This window comes from Paenibacillus sp. MY03, from assembly GCF_002165585.1.
GTDB lineage: Bacteria > Bacillota > Bacilli > Paenibacillales > Paenibacillaceae > Pristimantibacillus > Pristimantibacillus agaridevorans.
Genome location: NZ_MXQD01000093.1, coordinates 1 through 17,686 on the forward strand (window position 1 = coordinate 1; position 17,686 = coordinate 17,686).

At 54.7% G+C, this 17,686-nt stretch carries 14 protein-coding genes and 1 pseudogene; 7 read left to right on the top strand and 8 right to left on the bottom strand.

Translation table 11 applies throughout. The annotated features are described in order from the left end of the window. The 5 genes and pseudogenes from B1748_RS37140 to B1748_RS35765 form a co-directional block, all read left to right on the top strand. Nucleotides 1–384, top strand: a pseudogene (locus tag B1748_RS37140) (extracellular solute-binding protein); the annotation flags it as partial. Between the two features lie 48 nt (nucleotides 385–432). After that, entirely contained in the window at nucleotides 433–2,733 is a 2,301-nt protein-coding gene (locus B1748_RS35750; protein WP_179216005.1) for a helix-turn-helix domain-containing protein, read from the top strand. Between the two features lie 6 nt (nucleotides 2,734–2,739). Next, nucleotides 2,740–4,872, top strand: coding sequence for an alpha-L-rhamnosidase (locus tag B1748_RS35755; protein ID WP_087572743.1), 2,133 nt, complete (start codon nucleotides 2,740–2,742; stop codon nucleotides 4,870–4,872). A 20-nt stretch (nucleotides 4,873–4,892) separates the two neighbouring features. After that, nucleotides 4,893–6,578, top strand: coding sequence for a hypothetical protein (locus B1748_RS35760; RefSeq protein WP_087572744.1), 1,686 nt, complete (start codon nucleotides 4,893–4,895; stop codon nucleotides 6,576–6,578). 102 nt (nucleotides 6,579–6,680) lie between these two features. Next, nucleotides 6,681–7,811: a DNA alkylation repair protein gene (locus tag B1748_RS35765; RefSeq protein WP_087572745.1), complete on the top strand. Its 1,131-nt coding sequence runs from the start codon at nucleotides 6,681–6,683 to the stop codon at nucleotides 7,809–7,811. A gap of 416 nt (nucleotides 7,812–8,227) precedes the next feature. Here B1748_RS35765 and B1748_RS35770 read toward each other — a convergent pair whose 3' ends face one another. The 6 genes from B1748_RS35770 to B1748_RS35790 all read right to left on the bottom strand — a co-directional run bounded on the left by B1748_RS35770 (nucleotide 8,228) and on the right by B1748_RS35790 (nucleotide 12,189). Next, complete coding sequence (locus tag B1748_RS35770; RefSeq protein ID WP_087572746.1) at nucleotides 8,228–8,524, bottom strand: transposase; 297 nt, start codon at nucleotides 8,522–8,524, stop codon at nucleotides 8,228–8,230. Nucleotides 8,525–8,590: 66 nt separating this feature from the next. Further along, a complete protein-coding gene (locus B1748_RS37145; RefSeq protein WP_179216006.1) occupies nucleotides 8,591–8,734 on the bottom strand; it encodes a hypothetical protein in 144 nt (47 codons plus the stop codon). 106 nt (nucleotides 8,735–8,840) lie between these two features. Further along, nucleotides 8,841–9,164 carry a zinc ribbon domain-containing protein gene (locus B1748_RS35775; RefSeq protein WP_087572747.1) on the bottom strand — a complete coding sequence of 108 codons (324 nt, stop codon included), beginning with the start codon at nucleotides 9,162–9,164 and terminating at the stop codon, nucleotides 8,841–8,843. A gap of 12 nt (nucleotides 9,165–9,176) precedes the next feature. Then, the gene (locus tag B1748_RS35780) at nucleotides 9,177–9,785 is read right to left on the bottom strand and encodes a TVP38/TMEM64 family protein (protein WP_087572748.1); all 609 of its coding nucleotides are present in this window, start codon (nucleotides 9,783–9,785) and stop codon (nucleotides 9,177–9,179) included. Next, nucleotides 9,782–10,957 carry an MFS transporter gene (locus B1748_RS35785; protein WP_256976155.1) on the bottom strand — a complete coding sequence of 392 codons (1,176 nt, stop codon included), beginning with the start codon at nucleotides 10,955–10,957 and terminating at the stop codon, nucleotides 9,782–9,784. Before B1748_RS35785 ends, B1748_RS35780 begins: the two co-directional genes overlap by 4 nt. 20 nt (nucleotides 10,958–10,977) lie before the next feature. After that, the gene (locus B1748_RS35790; RefSeq protein ID WP_087572749.1) at nucleotides 10,978–12,189 is read right to left on the bottom strand and encodes an MGDG synthase family glycosyltransferase; all 1,212 of its coding nucleotides are present in this window, start codon (nucleotides 12,187–12,189) and stop codon (nucleotides 10,978–10,980) included. 136 nt (nucleotides 12,190–12,325) lie between these two features. On the opposite strand from B1748_RS35790, the gene B1748_RS35795 reads away from it, so the two are divergent. Then, the gene (locus tag B1748_RS35795; protein WP_087572750.1) at nucleotides 12,326–13,303 is read left to right on the top strand and encodes an aldo/keto reductase; all 978 of its coding nucleotides are present in this window, start codon (nucleotides 12,326–12,328) and stop codon (nucleotides 13,301–13,303) included. A gap of 84 nt (nucleotides 13,304–13,387) precedes the next feature. Here the strand turns inward: B1748_RS35795 and ilvA are convergent, their stop codons facing one another. Further along, nucleotides 13,388–14,650 (bottom strand): threonine ammonia-lyase IlvA, encoded by a 1,263-nt coding sequence (gene ilvA, locus B1748_RS35800; protein ID WP_087572751.1) that lies wholly within the window; start codon nucleotides 14,648–14,650, stop codon nucleotides 13,388–13,390. Nucleotides 14,651–14,782: 132 nt separating this feature from the next. Here ilvA and B1748_RS35805 point away from each other — a divergent pair, with 132 nt between their 5' ends. Further along, nucleotides 14,783–15,331, top strand: coding sequence for a hypothetical protein (locus B1748_RS35805; RefSeq protein ID WP_087572752.1), 549 nt, complete (start codon nucleotides 14,783–14,785; stop codon nucleotides 15,329–15,331). A 103-nt stretch (nucleotides 15,332–15,434) separates the two neighbouring features. On the opposite strand, the gene B1748_RS37785 is transcribed toward B1748_RS35805, so the two are convergent. Further along, nucleotides 15,435–17,686: beta strand repeat-containing protein (locus tag B1748_RS37785; protein WP_373271326.1), on the bottom strand; the 2,252-nt coding region annotated here is incomplete at its 5' end.

Consider the following 17,686-nt stretch of genomic DNA (forward strand, 5'->3'; position numbering starts at 1 on the left):
AAAAAAGAAGTGTCGTATGCGGGCGAATATGCGGTTGTGCGGGATGCGAAGTTCTCGCCCGAGGATCTGCTGGTGAAGGCGGCGCCTGACGAGATTTCCCAGAGGCTGGCGGCATTGAGCCAGAAGGGACTGGAGACGGCGACTCGGAACAAGTTTCGCCGGGATATTCCGTATCAGCCGAACTTTACGGAGCTGAACGATATCCAGACGGCGTTGAAACCTTTTATCGAGGTGATTCGCGCCAAGGTGACGATGCAGGGCAGCCAGTATACGTCGGCATGGGGGCTGGAGGAAATTCGCAAGGAATGGACGCGCCTGGGCGGGGAAGACGCAGAGGCCATGGCTCAGGAATGGTACGAGGGGAACAAAACCGACTTTAAATAGCAACCGCACGAAAGGAACGGGACAATGAAGAGTGTACAGAGCCGATGGATGAAAAAAATAATTACAGGTCTGATCATGTTCCTGTTCCTGATCGTAACCGTGTCGGCCGTGTTGTTTTATTTTATTTTCACCAATGATCTTAAGGACCAGCTCGTCAGAACGAATGTGGAGCTCCTGGATCATATGGAGCAGAAGCTGGATTTGGTGCTGAAGAGCATCGACAACGAAGCCATCCAGCTGGTTCAATACGATGAAATCAAAACGTTTTTTGACGATAGTATGCCTCAAGGGGAACGAACCGAAAACGACTATCGGATCGGCAGTCACATCGACAGACTAATCCGCAGCAATGAATATCTGTTCTCCGTAGACATCTACTCTTATTCCCAGGACAGGCTGGTGTCGGGAGATATCTTGACGGAGGAGATGAGGCTCAAGGATTACGCCTGGATCGGACAGTTCGCCCAATTCGACGGTTATTCCAACTGGTTGGCAAGTCGCAAGCTGTTGATCAGCAATTCCAACTTTCCAATTTATCGTAATGTGGTGTCGTTCGTTCGGACTTATCCGCTGATTCATTCCACGGGCGCAAGGAAGGGAGCCATCGCTTTTAATTTGAAGGAAGAGATGCTGCTGCCTCTGATCCATCACGAGGGGGATGCTCAAGGCCTGAATCTTGTGCTGGACAAAGGGGGGCTGGTAGTGCTCCATCCCGACGAGTCCAAGCTGGGGGAGAACATGGGCTCCACGCCTTTCGTGGCGCAGATGGCCTCGGAGGGTAAGAGCATAGGCTACTTTCATGCCAAGGTTGAGAACAAAGATTCTATCGTCTTCTACAAGGTGAATCCGTATACCGGATGGAGAATTACGAGAATCGTCTCGGAGATCGAGCTCAACAAACCGTTGACTGTGATTCGCAATACGCTGGCCGTTCTGTCCGGATTGATCTTGTTAACGGCGGCTGTTCTGGCTCTTGCCGTAGGCAGATGGACGTTCAAGCCGCTGAACCGATTTCTGGGAACGATCTCCTCCAGATTGAATGCCGTAACTCCTGGGCACACAGGGGAAGCGGAAGGAGACGGATTTCGAATATTGGAGTCCCGGTTCGAGGATTTCCTGGTCAACAGCGAGCAGTTGCAGCAGCAGGTCCGAGAGACAAAGCCGATTCTAAAATGGCAGTTGGTCATAGAGCTGCTGTCCGATTCCAAGATCAATATCTCCAATACAAGGCAGCACATGGGTATGTTGGGGATTCAGCTGGATATGAACCGGTTTGTCGTGATGGTGGCGGAATTTGACCAGCGTAACGAAAGTTTGACCGCCCAAGATACGCATCTGTACAATTACGCGCTATGCAATGTAGCCGAGGAGTTGATCCAGGCGGAAGGCAAAGGCGTGGCTATTGAATTGGAAAACGGCTGCTGCGCTATACTGATGAGCTTTCAGGATAGCGGCGTGGAAGCCGAACTTCGAGCCAGCGTTGTGGCGGATTTGATCAAAAATTATGTCGCTGAAAACTTCAAGCGCACGGTTACGATCGGCGTGGGCGGGCTGGCGGAATCGGCGGGGGAAATCAGTCAGTCCTTCAAGCAAGCATGCGACGTGTTGGCTTATCGGTTGATTCTGGGCTCGAATATGGTGATCACCCGGGATGATGTGCAAAGCGACGAGTCCGCTCAATATTACCGGTTGGTGGCGATGACGGACGGGATGATGGATTCATTAAAGCTTCTGGACGGGGAGAAGCTGAAGGCGCAGACGGACCGCTGGTTCGAGGCTTTCACCCAATACGGAGTGCCTCCGGAGATGATTCGCCAACTGAATCTGCAATGTTTGATGAAGGCTGCCGTAGTGGCAGGGGAAGCGGGCATCGAGCCGGAGCAATTCCGCATGCCGCAGGAAATGAGCGATGCCCTGAATCAGTACGACAGTCTGGATGAGATGAAGGGTTTCATCTTGACCATGCTTCGCGAGTACATGGATCTGATTCGGACAAAACGCGGCAAACGGGAGAAAAGCGATCTGATCGTCAAGGTGCTGGACTATATTAACAGGGATTTCGGCAGAGCCGACCTGTCGCTGAATTTGTTGGCCGACGAATTGCGCGTGAGCGTGTCTCACTTGAGCAGGCTGTTCAAGGAGCAGACGGAAAGCAACTTTATTGATTACCTGATGAACCTGCGAATCAATCAAGCCAAGCGGCTGTTGATGGAAACCGATGAGAAAATCAAGGTGATTGCGGAAGCTGTCGGCTACAGCAACGTCAATACGTTTATTCGCATCTTCAAGAAGCTTACGGCGCTCACCCCTTCGGAGTACCGGGAGCAGAGGCAGGAGCAGCAGGAGTGATTCTCGATGAAAGAAAGTGAAGCAATGAATGTCAACCAAGCATGGAAAGCAAAATGGATTACGCATACCGGATGTCCCGATCATGCAGCGCCTGTCTTCAGAAAAAAGTTTCAAATGCCCGGCGGCATTAAAAAAGCGCAAATTCGTATATGCGGACTAGGCTTCTATGTGTTGAACATAAATGGACGGCGTGTCGGCGACGATATTATGCAGCCGGCGTTTACCGCTTACGACAAAACGGTCTTGTTTAACGTTTACGAGGTGGACAACTATTTGGCGGAAGGGGTCAATGAGCTCGAGGTTACATTGGGCAACGGCTGGTACAATGAATTGCAGCCTTCGGCATGGCAGTTCGAACACGCGGCATGGCGCGCACAGCCGAGATTGATTGCGGAATTGTACATGGACGGGCAATTGTTTTTGGTGTCGGATACAACCTGGGAATGCGCCCGGAGCGGCACCAGCTATAATTCCTTGCGATGCGGCGAAACGTTCGATGCGGGATTCAAGATCGATAGATGGGAGAAACCCTCCATCGCGCCAGCGCCTGGAGGCGTGATGAAAGAGCAGCAGATTTCTCCTATACGGGTGAGGGAGCTTATTGAGCCCGTGGCTATTGTGCCGAGCCCATTGCCTGTCATCTATGATTTCGGCGTCAATCTTTCGGGAAATGTAGAAATTAAAGTAACCGGACGGCAAGGCAGCAAAGTGACGATTCAATATTTCGAGCTGTTGAGATCTACGGCGACTCCGGACCTGGAAAGATATAAACAACATGTTTATGATGACAGATTTCAATGCGACGAATATATCTTATCGGGCGAGGGAGTCGAGACCTGGCATAGCGAGTTCAATTACAACGGCTTCCGTTATGCAAGAGTCCATGGAGAGTATGAGTCGCTCGAGATTGTCGCTCGTTGTTTCCATACCGATCTATCCGATGCAGGGGGCATTCAATGCGACAATCCCCTCGTTGCGAAAATTCAGGCAGCCGTGCGCCGGTCTACTTTGACTAATTTTCATCATATTCCAACCGATTGTCCGCATCGCGAAAAAAACGGCTGGACCGGAGATGCGCATCTGGCTTGCGAACAGGCGCTGTTCAACTTTCAAATGAGCGAAGCCTATATCAAATGGCTGGATGATATTGTAGATTGCCAACGTCCAAGCGGCCGTATTCCTTGCATCGCTCCGACAAGCAGTTGGGGATATGATCACATGTTGTGCGGGCCTACATGGGATGCCGCTTTATTCGTAATTCCCTGGGAGTTGTATCGATACACGGGGAAGGTCGAATATATACGCCAGTACTATGAGCCAATGGGAAAATATATCGGCTATCTGCAATCCATTCTCGACAATGGCATTTGCCGGATCGGTCTAGGCGACTGGTCTGCGCCTTCGGTTGCGCCGGCATTCCCGGTAGAATCGCTGCTTACCGCCTATTCTTATTACATGGCGGATATTTTCCGGAAGATATCCGGGATTCTGCACGAGGAAGAAAGCGAGCTGCAGGCCGCAGAGCTTTCGAATGATATAAAATCAGCATTTATAAAGCAATTTGCCGCTATTCGGACGGACAGTCAGATTTTTTATGCAATGATGCTTTATTTCGGTCTTGCAGAGGACGTGTCCGCAACGCTGGATAACCTGATCCGAACAGTGGAATTAGCGGATGATCATATTATGGGAGGCATGTTTTGCTCGAAAATGCTTTTGGATGTACTTACAAACAATGGCCGGTTTGACCTTGCCTATAAAATTGCGTCACAAGTGGATTTTCCGGGCTGGGGGCACCTGGCAGGCATATGCGCGGGGACGTTGGGCGAGAACTGGTACGGCGGTTCATCGATGAATCATTTTATGTTCGCCGAAATTGGCGCGTGGTATTACAAGGCGCTCGCAGGATTCAATATTGACGACAACAACCCGGGATTTAAGCACGTCAGATTAACCCCCCATATCCCGGCGGACATCGGCGAGTTCCGAGCATGGCATCAAACCCCTTACGGAAGATTGGAAATTTCGTGGGATCAGGAATATATAAACGTTATTCTTCCGCAAGGGGTATCTGCTACGTTCGTTTATGGAAATGGGACAAAAGAACTTTCTTCCGGGGAGTATCGCATTAGAAGATAACGGAGAAGGAGAGATCGATCATGCGCAATGCCGAACTGGCGGCCAGGATTCATGAAGCGGAAATAAACTATGACGCTCGGGTCAAGCTTGTCCGCACTCCGCTGACGGCAACATATCATACGGCGCTGAAGCCGGATGCGCATCCCTTTGTCTACGCGCTGTATCCGTCTACTTGTTATGCGTATGATTTGCTTCAGTATGGGGGCGAGGACTATATACGAAAGGCTGCTGCCATTCTGGAGGTGGTGATGTCCTGTCAGGATCCGGATTCGACACGGGCGACTTATGGGATTTGGCCGTACTTCTATGAGGAGACGTTAGATGAGATGGATCGTCCCGACTGGAATATGGCCGACTTTCATGGCAAGAAGCTGCTGCTGATTCTAAAAAATAATGCGCAGCTCCTTCCGCAGCCGCTTCTGTCGAAACTCCGAGACGCTGTGCATCACGCTTGCAGGGCTATCATGATTCGGGATGTCGGGCCTCATTATACGAACATTGCCATCATGGGGGCGGTGGTAACGCTTCTTGGCGGCGAAGTGCTGGGGAATGAAGAGTTTAGAAGTTATGGAGAGCGGCGTCTCAGAAGGTTTCATGTCTATACAACGGGAATTGGCACGTTCTCGGAATATAACAGCCCATGCTATACGCCTATTGCGATTGAAGAACTTCAGGTCATTTATTCGCAATCGAGCTCGGCAGACGCCGTGGAGATTGCCGGGCAACTGCTGGACATTGCGTGGTTTATGATCGGGAGGCATTATCATGCGGCGACGGGCGCATGGGGAGGACCGCATAGCCGGACGTACAGAACGGCGCTTCGCCCTATTGAACGGGAGTTTCTGGAAAACGGACTGGCGATAGAATCATCCGGTCCCCGTTGTCCCGAGAAGTATCGTTCCTTATTCGACTTATCGGAGGAGCGTTATTATACAGAGCCGACGGTGCTTGCGGCGGAGACCGGCTATCAAATTTATGCAACCACCTATCAGAATGAGGCGCTGACGCTGGGCAGTTTCAGCAGCGGAAGCATGTGGAACCAGCGCCGCAATTTGATCGGCTACGTCAACGCCGGAGACGGGAAGACCGTGTCTGTCCAGCTGCAGTTTCTAAAGGACGGCAAGGACTTCTGCTCCGCCATATTTACCGGTGTGCAGTCGCGCAAGCAAGTGTTGTTCAGCTTTAACCTGGCGACGGATAATGGAGCCTGGCATCAGGATCTCGATATCATTAACGGCAGATTCAGAGCCGAGGATCTACGCATTCGATTGCTAATTGGGGGCGACGCAGCTGCGCTGGATATACCTGTCGTTCAAGATGGCGCGCGACTCGCGGCGCAGCTCGGAGCAACGGCCCTGCAAGTGGAAGCGGTGCTGGACAACTCTGGGTACGGCCCGCTCTCCGCCCATGCGGAGCGTACGGCTGACGGGGTAAACCTCGATTATGTAATTGCGTCGGGAGAGGAGCGGGAATTTGATTTCCACGCACTGGATAAGGCCGTATGGATCTTTATCCTTTCGCTGGGAGAAGAACAGGCATTGCCTGCTGTCACGCTTAAGCCGGACGGAATGTGGTTGACCGCTTCGGTTCGGAAGGGGGATGATTCGATGGCGATCACCGTACCGGTGGTTCCGCGCAAGACCAAAGAGCTGTATCGGGACAATCGAATTCAAATGCCCGAGGCGCTCAAACAACAGCTATCCTAAACTCGAGCCGCATTCGTCCTTTCGAACGCGAACGTATGTATGGTATACTGGATCGGAACGTATGATCCCTTATGCATAGGGCGAAATAGGAGCTGAAAAGTCATGGCGGAACCATTAAAACATATATATGACGGCCTGTTTCTCGAAGGGTTTGCAAAACGGATGAAGGATGTTTGGCCACCCTTCGATAGTGATCGATTCCTCAGGCAGACTCGCCAAGGGGACTGGGAGAGCTTGGAGTTGAAAGCAAGAATGCGTCGAATAACGGAATCTCTGGGAGAAGCGTTGCCGACTAATTACCGCGAGGCGCTGGATGTCCTGTATTTGGTGGACGAGGCCTGCACGGGCTTTCCTTATCTGTTTTTCCCCGATTTTGTTGAAGTGTTCGGAAGGAAGGAGGAGGACTTCCCTCATTCGATGGAGGCGCTGGAGAGATTTACGCAGCGATCCTCGGCCGAATTCGCCGTCAGGCCGTTCATCCTTGATCATCCACAGGAGATGGTAAGGCAGCTGCTGATCTGGGCGGAGCATCCGAACGAGCATGTGAGACGTCTCGCCAGCGAAGGTTCGCGTCCAAGGTTGCCATGGGCTCCTGCTTTGCCGATGTTCAAGCGGGATCCTTTACCGGTTATGCCCGTGCTGGAGAAGCTTAAAGCAGATCCGGCGCTGTATGTGCGCAAGAGCGTTGCGAACCATCTCAATGATATTGCGAAGGACCATCCGGAGCTTGTTATTGCCACGGCGAAGCGCTGGAAGGGACATAACCCGCTTACGGACTGGATTGTTCGGCATGCTTGCAGAACGTTAATCAAACGCGCTGATCCGGACGTTATGGAGCTGTTCGGCTATACGGAAGCGGGAACGGTCGGCGGCCGCCTTATTACGGACGCTACCCTTACGCTATCGGAGGAGAGTATAGTACTCGGCGGAGAGGTCCAGCTCCGATATGCATTTACGACCGCGGAGAGGGGAGAGGGCAGCGAGCCTCTTAAGCTGCGAGTGGAATACGGCATCGACTTCGTGAAGTCGAGCGGCAGCACTTCGCTCAAGCGGTTTCTGTTATCCGATCGGGAATGGCAAGGCGGCAAGCGGGTTGAAGGAGAGCGTACGCATCGGTTCGCCGATCTGACCACACGCAAGCATTACGCCGGCAATCATGTGTTCACGTTATGGGTTAACGGGATCGAAGTCGCGAGGAGCAAACTGCAGGTGGATGCCGGAGAGGTTGGCTGATGGGCATTAACTATAGAAACCTCTATTGAGGCCTTTCAGAGATGAGCGACCTCCAGCTTTGCAAAGCAAAGCTGCTTCGGAAGCATGAGGTAGGCAGCGTCATAACTGTTTTATCGCCAAATAGAACTTCGGTATTCGAATGCTTTAGATCGATGGCGCCGACTTAAATCTTGAAAGGCAGCCGGTCTGCGAGCTTTAGGTCGATGGCGCCGACTTAAATCTTGAAAGGTAGCCAGTCGGCGAGCTTTAGATCGATGGCGCCGACTTAAATCTTGAAAAGGAGCCGGTCGGCGAGCTTTAGATCGATGGCGCCGACTTAAATCTTGAAAAGGAGCCGGTCGGCGAGCTTATTCTATAATTAGAACAAAAGACAGAAATGGCGGTGCAGGGAGCTCCCTGGCAGCGCCATTTCGTGTTTATTCCTGATCCTTATTGCTGCCTTTATGCCGTCTCGGATGCTGCATGTGCGCTTCGGGATCATCGTCGTCATCATGCGGCACAAGGCGGGGATCCGTCCGTCCCTCATGATGGTTATCGAACTCAAGCTCCACTTGCTTCCACTCCGTCGTGCCCAACATAGGATCGGCGGGGAAAACGTCGCCTCGCTCCAACCGCTCGTCGCGTCCCCACTCGTTGCGGTAAACGCCGTCGGCTTCTACGTGCTCGCCGGAGATCGGCTCCATTCGGTGCTGCTCCTTATCTTCCTTGCTCATGATGCCCAATTCCTCCTATGGTACAGGTTGGAGTGCTGCCCGTGCTGTTCGCCGCGATTGCAGAGACTATAAGCCGTGCTTGGGTACGGCGGCGCGGTCAGCGTCGGATTGCAGCTCGCTGGCGCGCTTCTTGCCTGCCGCGCCGCGGTCCGCCATCGATTGCGCTTTGCTGGCCGCTTTCTGAAGATGTGATGGTTGTTTGCCGGACATGAAAATCGCCCCTTCTTCTTCAGGAAATATGATCTCCCAAGGAAGATCGGCCTTAGTTTGCCACGGAAGGAAACAATGTATGAGTACCGGAGAGGAATCGGCGGGATTACAGCAGTCTAAGCTCGCAGGAAGGACAGTTGACATCGTTTTCGGTTACTTCCTCGCCGCAAGCGGGACAAGGTTCGCGGAAGGGAAGCTGCGTCGATGCGCCAGCAAGCCTGCTTCCACCGCTTGAACCTTCGCCCGAGGCGGAATCGTCTCCGCCCCGCAGATGGGCCGGCGTGCCGAACAACGTCTCGACCATGTCCCGAATCGTCTTAGAGCCCTCTGATTCCCCCGAAGCGACGCGAACGATGTAGAACATCGCGAGGATAAGCGTGCCTGCGATAAGAAGCACAAATGTCGTGGCTGCAATGTCGGCCCAATTCATTGCTTCACCTGCTTAACCGTGAACCTGATAACGGCTCTCCAGACTTTTGCCTCCGAACCACATGACTAGCACAGCTGTAACGGAGACGAAGATCCGCCAAGGCTCCTCGACGAGATTGGCTATGTCGAAGCTGATGATCGAGATGCAGAAGATCATGACAGCCTTGCCCATCAGGGTGGCAAGGAGAAAGGTATGAAAGGGCACTTTGCTGAGTCCGGAAATCACGGTAATGATAACGGAAGGCGTGAACGGGAAGCAGGCAAGCAAAAATAAAGGAGTGAAACCTCTGCGCTCGACCCAATTGAAGAATCGTTCGGATTTGGGGAATCTTCTCATCAGCTTATCCTTGACGTTCTTGCCAAGCGCGCGGCAGATCAAAAAGACGCATAATGCTCCGGCGGTCACGCCTATCCAGGAAAACAGGAAGCCGAAGCCCAGTCCGTAAATATTGGCGTTGGCCGCGATAATCAGAATAAGCGGCAGAAACGGCAAGAAGGATTCAATAAACGGGAGAAGAAGGCCGGGCAGCGGCCCGAATTGCGAATAACTTTCGAGCGTGCGCTGTATGCTGTCGATATCCATGTTTTTGAGATGATTTAACCAGTCTTGCCATGTACTCATGATTTAGCCCCAATCCCCTTTAATGAAGCATAGAATATTCCGATGAACGCGAAAATGACGGCGCTTGTCCAGAACACGGCCGACTCGCCGCCCCATAAGGCAAGCACGCCGCCGACCACGGGTCCGATCATGACGCCGACCCCTTCGAACGTGGACAAGAGCCCCCAGCCAACGCCCTCTTGCTTAGGAGGTACGTAAGTGGCCAGCAATGCGTTCCAAGTCGGCAGAATCGTCGAATACGACAAGCCGAGGATGATCGCAATACCTAAACAATACCAGAACGTAAGCCCCAATGCCAAGACGTACAGCCCGATAGCGAAGGCGCCAAAGCCTATGACCAGGAACCAGCGTCCTCCTCCAAGCTTATCGGACAGCTTGCCCATCGGGATGAGACCGGCCACGGCAAACAATCCTCCGACAGTAAGCAGAATGGAGTATTGAGCGCCGCTCAAACCAAGCTCGTCCGCCGCGAAGCCCGGCAGGATGGGGATCAGCATGCTGGCGGCCATCGTCTGCAAAATCATGCCGGGCAGCAGCAGCTTCATCTTGACCAGCCGTTCCTTGAGCACGGCAACTTGCCTTCCCAGCGGAATTCGGGTCGTGCCGGTGAGCGCCTTCTGCGTGGGCATAAAGAAGGAGAGCAGGCAAGCCAGCACGGAAAGAAGGACGAGCAGCAAGTAGGTGAGGGACGAGCTGTAGTCGAGCAAAACATTACACACGATCGGGCCGCTGCCAAGACCGAACAGCCAGATGGTATAGAGGAAGCCCATCTGCGTAGCGCGGTGCTCCTCCGTCACTTTGGTCAAGCAGACGATCCAAATGGGCGACATGCCGATGCCATAGACTGCGGAAGCGCCAATGAACATCCATGCAACATCCGCGAATTGCAGCGCATAGACGCCCGCAAGCGCGATGATCAGACTGACCTGAACAATAAGCCGCGCGGAGAAGCGGTCGAGCAGGTAACCGATCGCAATCTTAAGAATCGTATCCGTAATATAGTGAGCGGAGATGGCCGCTCCGATAACGTCGGGCGAGAGGCCCAGCGAATTCGCTCCATAGATGGGCAGCAAGCTGACGAGCACGGCTCCCCGGACAAATTCCACGATAAACATAACGAGCGAGATGAGGCTCATTTCCGCCCCGAACCAACGTTTGGATTGTGTAGGCACGTTTCGAGCTCCTTTGCCAGTTAGAAGATTGAAATACGTTCCATTATACCCCTATTGGTTATTATATCCAAAATAATGGATTCCGCTGCATTCGCTGTCATCGTTGAATAATGTTCGCCGGACTGCATAGTCTCATGGAGCGGTGCGCGAAGTTTCATGATATTGTGACGGCAGGCGCCCAGCTTTTCGGGATCGTGAATCAACGCTCGAAGCTGGTCGGTCATGGAGCTGGCGTCATAGGATACGAATGCGGCCCCTTTCGATGCGAGATAACGTGCATTCTGTTTCTCCTGACCCGGAACGGGGCGATAGATGAAGGTTGGGAGTCCGATCGCGATCGCTTCGGCAAGCGTAATGCCGCCGGGCTTCGTAATCAAGCAATCCGCAAGCGACATTAACTCGTGTATAGCATGTTGGAAGCCGTAAGCATGCAGCCTTGGGCAGGAGTCGTGCCCCGGGACACGCATTAGCAAGTCTGCGCGGAGCTCTTCGTTCCTGCCGCAGACGACAGCCAATTGAATGGCGGGGTCCTCAAGAAGGCTTTCGCAAAGCGCGGCGACGTTCGGCATAACGCCTTGGGCGCCAGCCATAATCAGCACGGTTCGCATGGAGGGAGAGAGCCCATACTTCCGGTAGAGCTCGGGCGTAGCCTTGGCAGCCGCGAAGCCCTGCTTGAGGGGGATGCCGCTGACTCGCACTTTCCGCTTAGGGATGCCGATTCCGCGCAGCTCGCTTCGGAGATCCTCCGTAGCTACGTAATAACGGTCGACGACGGGGTGAACCCATCTCCGGTGCAGGTCGAAGTCGGTAATGACGGCGTAGGAAGGGATCTGGCGAGTGCTCCGCCCTTGGCGCGAGGATCCCATTGCATAGATGGGGAATGTATAAATAACCGCATCCGGACGTTCTTGGTCCAACAGCTGGCGAATCTTATGTTGACCGAAAGAGTGAAGCCAACTGCCGAACAACGAATCGTGTTTCATCGGCTTCGTGAAGTCGTACATCCAGCCGTAAAGATGCGGCATATGCGTGTAGCTGCTCTGGTAGAAGCGGCGCGTCACTCCGTTTAGCCACGGATGGGATTCCGCCATCAGATCGTAGAGAACCGTGCGATCGTTGCCGAACTGCTCCATGGCGTTCTTCAGCGCCTTTGCCGCCTGGATATGTCCTTCTCCGTAAGAGGCGTACAGAATCAAAATTTTCGGTTGACGGTAATGAGCTGGATAAAGCATGGACACACCTCCTGACCCCAAGTTTAGCGGTCGACTGTAAAGCCCGAGTGAACGCGGTTTGGATCCTTTATATTTTTTTTGTATACTTGGATTAATATCCACGAATTTATCATTTATGGCGAAGGAGCGATTATGAATGCAATATGCTTATCTGGGCCGATCGGGATTGCGGGTTAGCCGACTATGTCTGGGCACGATGAATTTCGGGGTCGATACCGACGAGCAGGAAGCTTTCAAGATCATGGACGCCGCGCTTGATGCGGGAATCAACTTCTTCGATACGGCTAACATCTATGGCTGGGGGAAGAATTCCGGCCGCACGGAAGAGATCATCGGCAAGTGGTTCAAGCAGGGGGACGGCAGACGGGAGCGCACGGTACTAGCTACTAAAGTGTATGGCGACATGCATGACGCATATGACGGACCTAACCGAGACCAAGGATTGTCCGCCTACAAAATCAGGCGTCATCTCGAAGGTTCTTTGAAGCGTCTGCAGACTGACCACATCGAGCTGTACCAGATGCATCATGTGGATCGTAACGTCAACTGGAGCGAATTGTGGAGCGCGTTCGGAACGGCCCAGCAGCAAGGGAAGATCGGTTATGTCGGTTCCAGCAACTTTGCCGGATGGGATATTGCGGTTGCGCAAGGAGAAGCAAAGGCAAGGGGCGTGCTGGGTCTTGTCTCGGAACAGCACAAATACAATCTGCTGTGCCGACTGCCGGAGCTGGAAGTGCTGCCGGCATCGCAAGCGCTGGGACTTGGCGTCATTCCGTGGAGCCCGTTGGACGGGGGATTGCTCGCGGGCAACCATCGTCGCAAGGACGGCGGACGCCGGAGCGGGGATCAAAAGCGGCTGGACAAGCATGGCGAGCAGTTGGAAGCCTACGCGAAGCTGTGCGACGAGCTTGGCGAGCCGGAAGATCTGGTGTCGCTTGCCTGGCTGCTCTCTAACCCGGCGGTAACGGCGCCGATCATCGGCGTTCGGACGCTTAATCAATTCGAGCGTTCGCTGCGGGCCGTGGAGTTGGAGTTGGACGTATCGACGCTGGCCCGAATCGACGAGATTTTCCCTGGCCCGGGCGGGGACGCTCCGAAGGCTTACGCCTGGTAATAGCTTATAACAAAAAAGGCTGCAACCCTCGCATCATGGGAAGATGTCGAGTTGCAGCCCTCTTGCATAATGCCGGGATAATCGTTAGATGAGCAGATTAAACAGAACCGGATCCTTGTTCAGCTCGAAAAATTGGAAGCCTTTCTTGGCCATCCTGTCGATGAGCGGCTCATAGTCTTCGCGATGCTTGAGCTCGATTCCCACCAATGCCGGACCGTTGTCCTTGTTCGACTTCTTCGTATACTCGAAGCGGGTAATATCGTCGTTTGGACCGAGCACCTGATCCAGAAACTCTCGCAAAGCTCCTGCGCGCTGCGGGAAGCTGACCATGAAATAATGTTTGTATCCTTCGTAGATAAGCGAACGTTCCTTGATCTCTTGCATGCGGTCGACGTCATTATTGCCGCCGCTGACGACGCAGACAACGTTTTTGCCCGCAATCTGGTCGCGGTAAGCGTCAAGCGCCGCGATTGGCAGAGCTCCGGCGGGCTCGGCGACGATCGCGTTCTCGTTATACAGATCCAGCATCGTCGTACAAACTTTGCCTTCCGGAACCATGATGACATCGTCGACCAGATCGCGGCAAATGGCGAAGGTCAGGTCGCCGATTCGCTTTACGGCTGCGCCGTCCACGAACTTGTCGATTTGCTCCAACGGGACGACCTCTCCTGCATCAAGCGACGCGCGAAGGGAGGGGGCTCCTTCCGGTTCAACGCCTATAATCTGGGTGGCGGGAGAGACGATCTTGATATAGGAGGCCACTCCCGCCGCCAGTCCGCCGCCGCCTACCGTAACGAAAATAAAATCGGGCGCAGATTCCGCCTTCTCCATGAGCTCTTGACCGACGGTGCCGTTGCCCGCGATAATCTTGCGGTCATCGAAGGGGTGGATAAACGCCATGCCGCTGCGAGTGCTCTCCGCAATCGCTTCCGAGTAGGCATCGTCAAAGGTATCGCCGGTCAAAATGACCTCAACTTGATCGCCGCCGAAGAAGGAGACTTGTTTCACCTTTTGACGCGGAGTGGTGCTCGGCATGTAGATTTTGCCGGGGATACCGAGAGTTTGGCACGAATAAGCGACGCCTTGGGCGTGATTGCCGGCGCTGGCACAGACGACACCCTTGGCGACATCCTCGGGAGCGAGAGAACGCATGAGATGGTAGGCTCCTCTTATTTTGAACGAACGTACAATTTGGAGATCCTCGCGCTTTAGCCATACTTGACAGTTGTATCTCTCCGATAGTACGCGGTTATATTGGAGGGGCGTGCGAACGATGACATCCTTCAGGTGCATATGTGCTTGCATGATTTCTTCCAGACCGATGCGATGCAGCGATTGTGTGCTCATAACGAACGAACCTTCTTTCTAGCTTTTGAATAGGGAATGGGTTGCCGTAAGTGGGCAGCCGAGATAGTTGTCAACCATTATACCACTTTGCCGTGCGGAATGGGCGAGAGATTGGGAGAGGGGGAGCCGAGCATGGGGAAAGTGTTAAAAAGGTTATTCGCGGTCATTGTCATTCTGCTATTGCTGGCTGCGGGAGGAGCATGGTGGCTGCTGTCCTATATTGCTCCCGATGAGGAATTGGACTTGTCCTATCAGAATATCAACATTCGCGAGAAAGCGACCGATATGATCAAGCAGCTTAAGCCGGAACTGATATTGACGGAAGCGGACGTTAATAATTTGATCAAAAAGAATCTGGATCCCAACGTGAGCGAACACGTTGTCGTAGAAGGAGCGTTGTTCGACCTGGAAGGAGACCGGTTGATCGCGAATATGAACGTGAAGTATCGGGACCGCGTGCCGATGGCGATCCGGGCGGAGTATCGGCTGGAGTGGCAGGATCCTAATCTTGCGCTGAGGCCGCAGTCGCTATCCATCAAGGGAATCGACCTGCCTCTAGACATGCTGGAGACGATTATTGTCGACCTTGATCTTCCGACGGGAGATTTGGTTAAAGTGAAGGAAGTCCGGTTCGAGGGGAATACGGTACGGGTTGAATTTAATTTGAGCTTGCCGTTCTGAGTCTGGGGATCTGATCTATGCTTGCGTAATTATGAAAAACCCTTCTGCTTCATAATTGAAGCCGGAAGGGTTTTTCTTTCGTGAGTCGATAGGAGGCAGTCGGCTATGAGAGCTGGTGAACGGACCAGACGATGCCCTCGTTGCCGGAGCCGCCGAGATTGAGATTGATTGTAAGTCCGTTGGCGACATAAAAGAGTCCGATCTGATCGTTTGCGTTCAGAGTAACGTCTCCTGTGATATTAATAGAGCCGCTTCCAAGAATGGTGCGCAAAGTAAGAAGAAGCGCGATGTTGACGTTAAGGATCGGGAAAATCCCCGTAATAAAATCCGTTGTGCTGGGCGTAATTCTGCGCACGGTGAAGGCAGGGTTAACGCCTGCCCCCAGTTGAACGGTAATCGCTGCCGCTGTGGAGTAGTTAATCGTTGCTTTGATGGAGTATCGGCCAGCCGTCGGGACGGTGAATGTGCCGGTTGTGGCATTAAAGTTGGCATTGCCGAAATAGGGGCTGGCCGTCGACCAGTTGACCAGCTGTCCGGAGGTGCTGACGGATACCGCATTAATTCGCCCGGAGAATCCATTGGTAGCAAAGTTTGGCCCCGTTGCACCGGTAGGTCCCGTGTTGCCGGTAGCGCCAGTAGCGCCCGTATTGCCGGTCGGCCCCGTTGGTCCGGTAGCGCCGTCGGCACCAGTTGGCCCGGTCGGCCCTATGGGTCCAGTAGCGCCGTCGGCGCCAGTTGGCCCGGTCGGCCCCGTGGATCCAGTAGCGCCATCGGCGCCAGTGGCGCCTGTCGGCCCAGTGGGTCCAGTAGCGCCATCGGTGCCAGTTGGACCGGTTGCTCCAGTGGAACCCGTTGCGCCGTCAGTGCCAGTGGCTCCTGTCGCCCCCATGGATCCAGTAGCTCCGTCAGCGCCAGTTGGCCCAGTCGGCCCCGTGGATCCAGTAGCGCCATCGGCACCAGTTGGACCATTCGGTCCTGTGGGTCCAGTAGCGCCATCGGTGCCAGTGGCGCCTGTCGGCCCAGTTGGTCCGGTAGCTCCGGTGGAACCTGTTGCGCCGTCAGTGCCAGTGGCTCCTGTCGCCCCCGTGGATCCAGTAGCGCCGTCAGCGCCCGTTGGCCCAGTCGGCCCCGTGGATCCAGTAGCGCCATCGGCGCCAGTTGGACCATTCGGTCCTGTGGGTCCAGTAGCGCCATCGGCGCCAGTTGGTCCGGTCACTCCGGTGGAACCTGTTGCGCCGTCAGTGCCAGTTGGTCCCGTTGGTCCGGTAGCGCCGTCAGCACCAGTTGGCCCAGTCGGCCCCGTGGGTCCGGTGGCGCCGTCGGCGCCAGTTGAACCGGTTGCTCCAGTGGAACCCGTTGCGCCGTCAGTGCCAGTTGGTCCCGTTGGCCCGGTCGGTCCCGTGGAACCCGTTGCGCCATCAGTGCCTGTTGCTCCCGTTGGCCCAGTGGGTCCAGTAGCGCCGTCGACTCCAGTTGACCCGGTCGGTCCTGTGGATCCAGTAGCGCCGTCGGCGCCCGTTGGCCCGATCGGCCCCGTTGATCCAGTAGCGCCATCGGCACCAGTTGGACCAATCGCTCCGGTGGAACCCGTTGCGCCGTCAGTACCTGTTGCTCCTGTTGGTCCTGTGGATCCAGTAGCGCCATCGGCACCAGTTGGACCAGCCGCTCCGGTGGAACCCGTTGCGCCGTCAGTACCTGTTGCTCCTGTTGGTCCTGTGGATCCAGTAGCGCCGTCAGCGCCCGTTGGCCCGGTCGGCCCCGTGGATCCAGTAGCGCCATCGGCACCAGTTGGTCCGGTCGCGCCGATGGCACCAGTAACGCCGTCGGCGCCAGTTGGTCCGGTCACTCCTGTGGAACCCATAGCACCGTCAGCGCCAGTAACACCGTCGGCACCCGTTGGACCAGTCGGTCCCGTTGGTCCAGTTACTCCGGTGGAACCCGTAACACCGTCAGCACCTGTTGGACCAGTCGGCCCTGTGGGTCCAGTAATGCCGTCAGCTCCAGCCGGTCCAGTTGGTCCCGTGGGGCCAGTAGCGCCATCAGCGCCAGCCGGTCCAGTCGGTCCCGTGGGGCCAGTAGCGCCATCGGTGCCAGTTGGCCCGGTCGATCCCGTGGGGCCAGTAGCGCCATCGACGCCAGTTGGCCCGGTCGATCCCGTAGATCCAGAAGCGCCGTCGGCGCCAGTTGGACCAGTCAGCCCCGTGGGTCCAGTAGCGCCGTCAGTGCCTGTTGCTCCCGTTGGCCCTGTGGGTCCAGTAGCGCCGTCGACTCCAGTTGACCCGGTCGGTCCTGTAGATCCAGTAGCGCCATCGGCGCCCGTTGGTCCCGTCGGGCCAGTCACACCATCGGCCCCCG